This window comes from Novosphingobium sp. (assembly GCF_032093395.1).
Classification (GTDB): Bacteria; Pseudomonadota; Alphaproteobacteria; order Sphingomonadales; family Sphingomonadaceae; genus Novosphingobium.
In genome coordinates this window covers 1,597-9,256 of record NZ_DAMDBA010000123.1, presented here as the reverse complement: position 1 = coordinate 9,256, position 7,660 = coordinate 1,597, and the positions used below count along the sequence as shown (strand labels likewise).

The window sequence follows — 7,660 nt, the reverse complement described above, 5'->3', positions numbered from 1 at the left end:
GCCAGTGCCCGCAGTCGTCGCAGGCCTCGATGTGACCGCCCAGCGCGGCGGTGCGACAGTTCTCGATGGCCGTCATGACCTTGAGCTGGCCGAGACTGAGATGCCCGGCATGGGCTGCGCGATACGCGGGCCCGGCACAACGGAAGATATCGGCGACCTCGAGCGAGATGCGCACCGGCTTAACCGGGAGGTGCTCTACCTTCCATCAAGGCCACAATCTGGTCGAGCGGGCTGGCCACCGCCCGCATGGTCTTGCTCGAAACCTTGGTATAGATGGCGGTGGTGTCGATGTTTGTGTGGCCTAGCAGCACCTGGATGACGCGGATATCCACACCTTGCTCAAGCAGGTGAGTGGCAAACGAGTGGCGCAATGTGTGCGGGCTCACTCGCTTGTGGATCCCGGCGAACTCCGCCGCCTCATGCACGGCGCGGTTCAACTGGCGCGCCGAGATCGGATCCGTGCAATTGCGACCCGGGAACAGCCATCCATGGGGCAACATCACTCCGCGGCGCTTGCCTTCGCGCCACCATTGCCGGAGCAGATCCAGCAGATGCGGTGAGAGCATGGCGTTACGGTCCTTGCGTCCCTTGCCCTGTTCGACACGGATGATCATGCGCTCGCTGTCGACGTCTCCAACCTTGAGGTGGGTGACTTCGGACACGCGCAAACCTGCGCCGTAAGCCACGCTGAAGGCGGCCTTGTACTTGATGCCTGGGGCTGCCTCGATCAGTCGTGCGGCCTCCTCGACGCTCAGGACATCTCGAAGCTTGGGTTCACACCGTATGACGGAAAGACCCAGCGCAATCTCCGACCGCTTGAGCGTCATGGTGAAGAGGAAGCGCAGAGCCGATACTGCGGCGTTGATAGTCGCCGGTCCAACGGCGCGCCGATGCTGGTCGAGTTGAAATCGCCGGAGGTCTTCTGCGTTGGCGGTGTCGGGAGGGCGGCCCAGAAACGCGGCGAAGGATCGTACGTGGCGAATGTAGTCCTGCTGCGTATGCACCCCGAGTCCTCGAAGCTTCATATCCTGTAGCATCCGCTGGCGCAGCGAACCGGTGGGGGCCGACATAATCGTAGTGTCCATGGTGAGTTCCTTTGCGTTGAAGGAACCTCACAATCTCATGGCGACTCCGCCCCAACCAACGTCTGGCAATTACGGCGCGACCTCACCCCAAACACCCCTCCCGCGGAGCGGGTTCGTCCAAGTCCCACGACGCGGCGTTCGGCCTCCGGCAGCACGCGACCCTTGTAAGACGCTCAGCACCCGTTTTCAGCGCTCCAGGTGCGGACGGTCCGCAATCTGGCAGGTGTCGACCAGCTTACGCCGTTCAACCGTCGTAATTTGAACGTCCGCTTGTGCCGTCACCTGCTGTTTAGGTCGGGAAACACCGAGTCCACTTGGGATCCTGGTCATCTCGGCTATCTCGTCTCCGCGACTGGTACGATCAGGATCGACGACGTGCAGATCAACGCCCGCGACGGCGACGCGATCAAGGATGTCGATGTGATCCGCGTCACCGCTTTGGAGGATAGTGAGATCGTCATGGTCGATGCTGCCTGATCAGCTTTCCGGAGGGCCGGCCGACCCTCCGGGATGGACTAAATCCCATGAGCTTCAGGTGGCAGCCACGATCCGGCGTTCGCTCACGGCGCCTGTGAACCCGCAGGACGACGAGACCGCCGCCTATCAGCTCGGCCTCATCCCGCTCGGCCGCTATGGGCAGCCCGAGGATGTGGGCGCGGCGGTCGCGTTCCTCGCGACGCCCGCAGCGCGCGAGATCACCGGCGCGATCCTCAATATGGTCGGCGGCGCGCTGACCTGAGCGGCCAGCCTTCGCGCGCGGCTTTCAGGCCACGCGCGAGACGGTCTTCGTCAGCGGCTCGGGCACCGGCTTCGTGTGGAGATGGTCGGCGCCCGACATGGCATCGCCCTGCATCTGCTCGTCGAGCCGCTGCGTGTCGCAGCGGCGGATATCGTTCGCCGCCTCCTCCACATCGCCCTCGTCGAAGCCGAGCGCGCGCAACGTCTCCGCGCCCATCAAATAAGCCGATTCCACCGTCTCGCGGATCTGCCGGTCGACGCCCGCCTGGATCAGCTCGATCGCATGGTGGCGATCGTAGCTGCGTACCAGCAATTGCGCCTGCGGGAACTCGTGCCTGGCCAGCTCGACGATCTTCAGCGCCGCCTTGGGATCGTTGACGCACACCACGATCGCATCGGCCTCGCCCGCGCCCGAATGGTGCAAGGTATCGAGCCGCGCGCCATCGCCGAAGAACACCTTGAGGCCATAGCGCGCGGCTTCGCGGATGCGATCGGGATCATTGTCGATCACGGAGAGGTCCACGCCCTTCGACAGCGGCGCCTGCGAGGCGATCTGCCCGAAGCGGCCGAAGCCGATCAGCAGGATCCGCCCCTTCAGATCGCGCGCCTCGTCGATGCCCTCCATCGAGGCTTCGCCCGCCAGCAGCCGGTCGGCGGCGATCATCAGCACCGGGGTGAGCGCCATCGAAAGGATCACGACGGTGGCGAACAGCGCATTCTCTCGCGCGTCGATCACCCCACCGGCGGTCGCCGCGGCATAGAGGACGAAGGCGAACTCGCCGCCCTGCAGGAACATCGAGGTGCGGTGAAGCGCGCTGCGGCTCGTGCTGCCGAACAGCCGCGCCACGCCGAACACCACCAAGCCCTTGGCGACGGTGAACGCCGCCAGCAGCGCCAGCAGAAGACGCCATTCGCGCGCCACGACCGCAAGGTCGAGCGACATGCCGACGGCGAGGAAGAACAGCCCCATCAGGAGACCGCGGAACGGCTCGATGTCGCTCTCGATCTGGTGGCGATAGCTGGAACTGGACAGCATCACCCCGGCGAGGAACGCGCCCATCGCCATCGACAGCCCGGCGACATCCATCAGCAGCGCCGCGCCCAGCACCACCAGCAAGGCGCCGGTGGTGAGCACTTCCCGTGTGCGTGCGCGGGCGAGCAGCGCAAAGAACGGGTTCAGCCCCCAGCGCGACACGCCGAGCAGCGCCACCAGCGCACCGAGCGAGATCAGGATGTCGGTCCACCCGGCCTCGCCGTGCGACAGCGGTGAGAGATAGGCGACCACGGCGAGCAGCGGCACGATCATCAGATCTTCGAACAGCAGGATCGCCACTGACTGCTGACCGCCGGGCGTCGACATCTCGCCACGATCCTGCAGCACCGACATGATCACCGCGGTGGAGGACAGGACAAAGCCCGCCCCCGCGACGAAGGCGACCGCCGGCGGCAGGCCGAACAGCAGCGCGCCGGTCAGCACCAGCGCGGCGATCGCCAGCGCCACCTGCGCCAGCCCGAGCCCGAAGATCTGTCCGCGCATCGCCCATAATTTGTGCGGCCGCAGCTCCAGTCCGATGACGAACAGGAACATCACTACGCCCAGTTCGGAGAAATGCAGGATCGCCTGCGCATCGGTGAACAGCCCCAGCACGAACGGCCCGACCAGCACGCCTGCGGCGAAATAGCCGAGCACCGAACCCAGTCCGAGCCGCCGGAACAGCGGCACCGCCACGACGGCCGCGCCCATCAGCGCCACCGCCGGCCCGATCGTCTGGCCGAGACTGGCCTCAGCCATGCTGTCGTTCGTTCATGCTGCTTCGTCCGCTACCCTGAGGAGTCGCCCGTCGCGGGCGATATCGCCGTCCTCTGCCATCCGCCGGACGCGGTGGGTAGGGCCAGGGCATGAGATACTGCGTTTCGAAACGCGGAACGCTCAGCCCGCGACGGCCGAATGACCGAAGCAATCGACCAGCATCTCCGTCAGCACGCGGATCTTGCGCGCCGGATGCTGCCCGGGCGGGCGGATCACATAGATGCCGAGGTCCGGCGGCGGGTAGCGCGGCATCACCGGCACCAGCGCGCCAGTGGCCAGATGCTCGGTGATCAGCTCCGTCGGGATGCCGGCGAGACCGATCCCTTCGAGTGCGGCCGCGACCAGCGCGACGGCATTGTCTGCCTTGAACCGGCCCTGTGGTTTCAGCGGCACGATGCGGTCGCCGTCAATCGCCATCCAGGTCTCGGTGCCCTGCATGACCACCTCATGCGTCACGAATTCCTCGGGTGTCTCCGGCGCCCCGTGCTGCGCGATATAAGCGGGGCTGGCCACATAGGTCGCGGTCGTCGTGCCGACGCGGCGGGCGAGCAAGGTGGAATCGGTGAGGTGCCCGACGCGGATCGCACAGTCGAAACCTTCGGCGATCAGATCGACGAAGCGATCGGTGTAGCTGGTCTGGATCTGCAATTGCGGGTGGCGCTGAGCCAGCTTGGCGAGCACCGGCGCGAAATGCGTCGGGCCGAACGACAGCGGCGCGGCGATGCGCAGCCGGCCGCGCAATTCGCCGGCGGGCAGGATCGTCTCGCGCGCGATGTCGATCTCGGTACAGACGCGGGCGGCATGATCGCGGAAGATCGCGCCAGCCTCGGTCAGCGCCGCGCCGCGCGTGGTGCGGGCGAGCAGCTGGATGCCCAGGTCCGCCTCCAACCGCGCGAGCCGCCGGCTGACGATCGATTTCGCCACCCCCAGACGGCGCGCTGCCGCCGTGACGCCGCCCGCGTCCGCGACTTCGACGAAGGTGCGCAGTTCCTCGATATCCATCACGATCGTTCCCGTTTGCGCGACACAGTGTCCCGAGTTCGGGCGCTATCGTAGCACAAGGGGGTCGGGCAGTGTCCATCAAGACATCGCAGCCCCTGCATGTCGCCCGCCAAACGTCTCACGACCTCAACGGCAAAAAGGACAGATCATGACCCTCCGCAACGGCCTCGATTTCCTGCTGCGTCCCGAAGATTCGGTGCTCGTCCTGATTGACCACCAGCCCTATCAGCTCGCCAATCTGAACAGCCATGATCCGCAGGCAGTGGTGAACAACACCACCGCGCTGGCGAAGCTGGCCAAGGCGTTCAACGTGCCGACGATCCTGACCAGCGTCATTGCCGATCGCGGCGGGCTGCTGTTCAAGCAGCTGACCGACGTGTTCCCCGGTCAGGAGGTGATCGACCGCACCTTCATCAACACGTGGGAAGACAAGCCGACCGTCGATGCGGTGAAGGCGACCGGCCGCAAGCAGCTGATCATCGCCGGGCTCTGGACGGAAGTATGCGTCGCGATGCCGGCGATCCAGGCCGCGGGCGAAGGCTGGGACGTGACGGTCGTCACGGATGCCTCGGGCGGCACCTCGTTGGAGGCACATGAGGTTGCGATCCAGCGCATGATCGCGGCGGGCGTGAACATGATGACATGGATCGCGGTCGGCTCCGAATGGCAGCGCGACTGGGCGCGTCTGGAAACCGCGGCGCTGCTGCCCGAAATCCTGATCCAGCACTGCGGCGGCAGCGGCATCGCCTATATGTGGGAGCAGCAATTGCTCAACACGCCGGTCGGCGCGGCGGAATAAGCCGCGCTTCGGGTAACGGGCCGCGCGATGCGCATCGCCGCAGCGATCGGGCTGCCGGGGCTCGTCACCCATTTCTCCTGCGTTGTGCTGGGCACCACGAGCGTGGCGCACGCGCAGGTCCGCACAGATGTCCAGCAGGCACCGACGCTCACGATCGAGCGCTACCCGGAGGACTGGTCACGTCTCGCCGATCCAGGCGAGCGGACCGGCCACGGGAGCGAGCGGTTCAAATATATCCTGCTCGATGAAGGTGGGAGCACGTACCTCACTACCGGCATCGAGCTGCGCTCGCGCTACGAAGGGTATGAGAACCACGAATGGGGGGCGTTGCCGGACGACGACTACGTCTGGCACCGCGCAATGCCTTATGCCGACCTGCATGTCGGGCAGGTGCGGTTGTTCGCCCAGCCGATCGTCACCGCCATCACCGGCACTGATCGCCCCCGCGCGCCCGTCGACACGACCGGGGCGGACATGTTGCAGGCCTTTGCCGAGGTCGATCTGCGGATTGCCGGCACCGCGCTGCGAGTGTTGGCCGGGCGCAAGCTGATCTCGCTCGGGGCGGGGCGGCTGGTCGATACGCGTTATGGCCCGAACGTGCCGCAGGCGTTCGACGGGCTCGACGCGACGGTAGGCGACGATACCCGGCAGCTCCGCGCGCTCTGGGTTCGTCCGGTCGAGACGCGGCCCGGCGATCTCAACGATGCCTCGTCGTCGCAGAAGGCCCTGTGGGGCGTGTACGCGACGCAATGGCTGAACACCGCGAAGACCGGCGGTTTCGACCTCTATTACCTCGGCCTGCGTGATCGGCATGCTGTGTTCGATGTCGGCATGGGCCGTCAGGTCGTCCATAGCATCGGCGGCCGGATCTTCGGCGACGACGAGCGGTGGCACTGGAACATCGAGGGCGTCATCCAGCGCGGGCGCTTCGCCGACGGTCGCGTCGCCGCATGCGGCGTCGGCGGAGAACTGGGCCACCGCTTCACGCAGATGGCGCTGAAGCCCGAATTGGCGCTCACGCTCGACGTGATCTCAGGCGATGACGATCCCTACGACCGCACCCTCGGCACGTTCAACCCACTGTTCCCGCGCGGCAAATATTTCGCGGCGCAATCGCCGGTCGGCCCCCGCAACCTGATCCACCTCCAGCCGTCCGCCACGCTCCACCCGCATCGTGACGTCGCTTTATCACTGACCGGCGTCGCCTATTGGCGCGAGAGCACAAAAGACGGCCTGTACAACATCCCCGGCATCCTCGTGCGGCGCGGGGGAGACAGCGACGCTCGGTTCATCGGTAAGCAGATCGAGCTTGCCGTCGCCTGGCAGGCGACCGCCGAACTCAATCTATCCGCCTCGGTGAGCGCCTTCGATCCGGGCCGTTTCATCCGCGAGACGGGGCCGGCGCGCGTGATGCGCGTCGCAGGGGCCGCGGCGACCTTCCGGTTCTGACGAGATCCAACCACACGCACACGGGAGTAGCAATATTGTCACTTGAGGACTTCCCCGTCGGGCAGGCGATGACCGTCGCCTACCCGAGCTTTACCGTCCACGTGACGCTCCGATCGACGGCTGAGCTGGCCTTCGCGATCGCCGAGGGGCCGCACGCCCGGACCGAAACCGTCGCGATCGCGGTCGTGCCGCTGGGCAACGGCATCTTCGCGGTAAGCTGGCAGGAGGCGGATGGCGCGACCGTCACGAACGTCCGGGATTACGATCGCGGCGTCGTCCATTCGTTCATCACCCTGTCGGACGGCCAGTTCCTGCGCATGAGCGGCCCGATCACGATCACGCGCCCGGCGGATCGCGCGTCCGACCATCGGCCGGAACGCAACAAGGCGCTGGTCCTTGATGCGATGACCTCCCTGTTCCAGCGCCGCGACGCCTCAGCGGTAGAGCGGCTCTACGCTCCCGACTACGTCCAGCATAACCCGCACATCCGGCAGGGCCCCGACGAGTTGCAGGCAATCATCGCCGGGCTGTCGGAGGACGTCTGGTACGAGCCAGGCCTAGTGATCGCGCAGGGTGATCTCGTCGCCATCCACGGTCGGATCAGCGGCTGGGCGCTGGTGCCGCAGGTGGTGGTCGACCTGTTCCGCATCGCGAATGGCAGGCTCGCACAGCATTGGGACGTCTTGCAGGACGAGATCGCGGCCCCGCCCGGCGGCGTCGCGATGTTCGATCCGACTGAGGGTGCATTATGATGGAAATCGGTATCGACAGTTTCGC

At 66.1% G+C, this 7,660-nt stretch carries 9 protein-coding genes; 5 read left to right on the top strand and 4 right to left on the bottom strand.

What is annotated here, in order from left to right:
- Positions 1 to 175, bottom strand: a 175-nt coding sequence (locus RT424_RS23130) for a transposase zinc-binding domain-containing protein (protein ID WP_313443039.1), incomplete at its 3' end; no start/stop codon positions are given.
- A 4-nt stretch (positions 176 to 179) separates the two neighbouring features.
- Positions 180 to 1,085 (bottom strand): tyrosine-type recombinase/integrase, encoded by a 906-nt coding sequence (locus tag RT424_RS23125; protein ID WP_313443035.1) that lies wholly within the window; start codon positions 1,083 to 1,085, stop codon positions 180 to 182.
- A 198-nt stretch (positions 1,086 to 1,283) separates the two neighbouring features.
- On the opposite strand from RT424_RS23125, the gene RT424_RS23120 reads away from it, so the two are divergent.
- Both RT424_RS23120 and RT424_RS23115 read left to right on the top strand, forming a co-directional pair.
- Positions 1,284 to 1,562 (top strand): hypothetical protein, encoded by a 279-nt coding sequence (locus RT424_RS23120; RefSeq protein ID WP_313443033.1) that lies wholly within the window; start codon positions 1,284 to 1,286, stop codon positions 1,560 to 1,562.
- Positions 1,563 to 1,620: 58 nt separating this feature from the next.
- Complete coding sequence (locus tag RT424_RS23115; protein ID WP_313443031.1) at positions 1,621 to 1,824, top strand: SDR family oxidoreductase; 204 nt, start codon at positions 1,621 to 1,623, stop codon at positions 1,822 to 1,824.
- 24 nt (positions 1,825 to 1,848) lie between these two features.
- On the opposite strand, the gene RT424_RS23110 is transcribed toward RT424_RS23115, so the two are convergent.
- Together RT424_RS23110 and RT424_RS23105 are read right to left on the bottom strand one after the other, a co-directional pair.
- Positions 1,849 to 3,567 (bottom strand): monovalent cation:proton antiporter-2 (CPA2) family protein, encoded by a 1,719-nt coding sequence (locus RT424_RS23110; RefSeq protein WP_313443037.1) that lies wholly within the window; start codon positions 3,565 to 3,567, stop codon positions 1,849 to 1,851.
- A 186-nt stretch (positions 3,568 to 3,753) separates the two neighbouring features.
- The gene (locus tag RT424_RS23105; RefSeq protein WP_313443029.1) at positions 3,754 to 4,635 is read right to left on the bottom strand and encodes a LysR family transcriptional regulator; all 882 of its coding nucleotides are present in this window, start codon (positions 4,633 to 4,635) and stop codon (positions 3,754 to 3,756) included.
- 148 nt (positions 4,636 to 4,783) lie between these two features.
- On the opposite strand from RT424_RS23105, the gene RT424_RS23100 reads away from it, so the two are divergent.
- From RT424_RS23100 to RT424_RS23090, 3 genes are all read left to right on the top strand, one after another.
- Positions 4,784 to 5,434 (top strand): hydrolase, encoded by a 651-nt coding sequence (locus tag RT424_RS23100; RefSeq protein WP_313443027.1) that lies wholly within the window; start codon positions 4,784 to 4,786, stop codon positions 5,432 to 5,434.
- Positions 5,435 to 5,461: 27 nt separating this feature from the next.
- On the top strand, positions 5,462 to 6,883 hold the full coding sequence (locus tag RT424_RS23095; protein WP_313443025.1) for an alginate export family protein: 1,422 nt from the start codon (positions 5,462 to 5,464) through the stop codon (positions 6,881 to 6,883).
- A 68-nt stretch (positions 6,884 to 6,951) separates the two neighbouring features.
- Positions 6,952 to 7,635, top strand: coding sequence for a MoaF-related domain-containing protein (locus RT424_RS23090; protein ID WP_313443024.1), 684 nt, complete (start codon positions 6,952 to 6,954; stop codon positions 7,633 to 7,635).
- Positions 7,636 to 7,660: the final 25 nt, after the last annotated feature.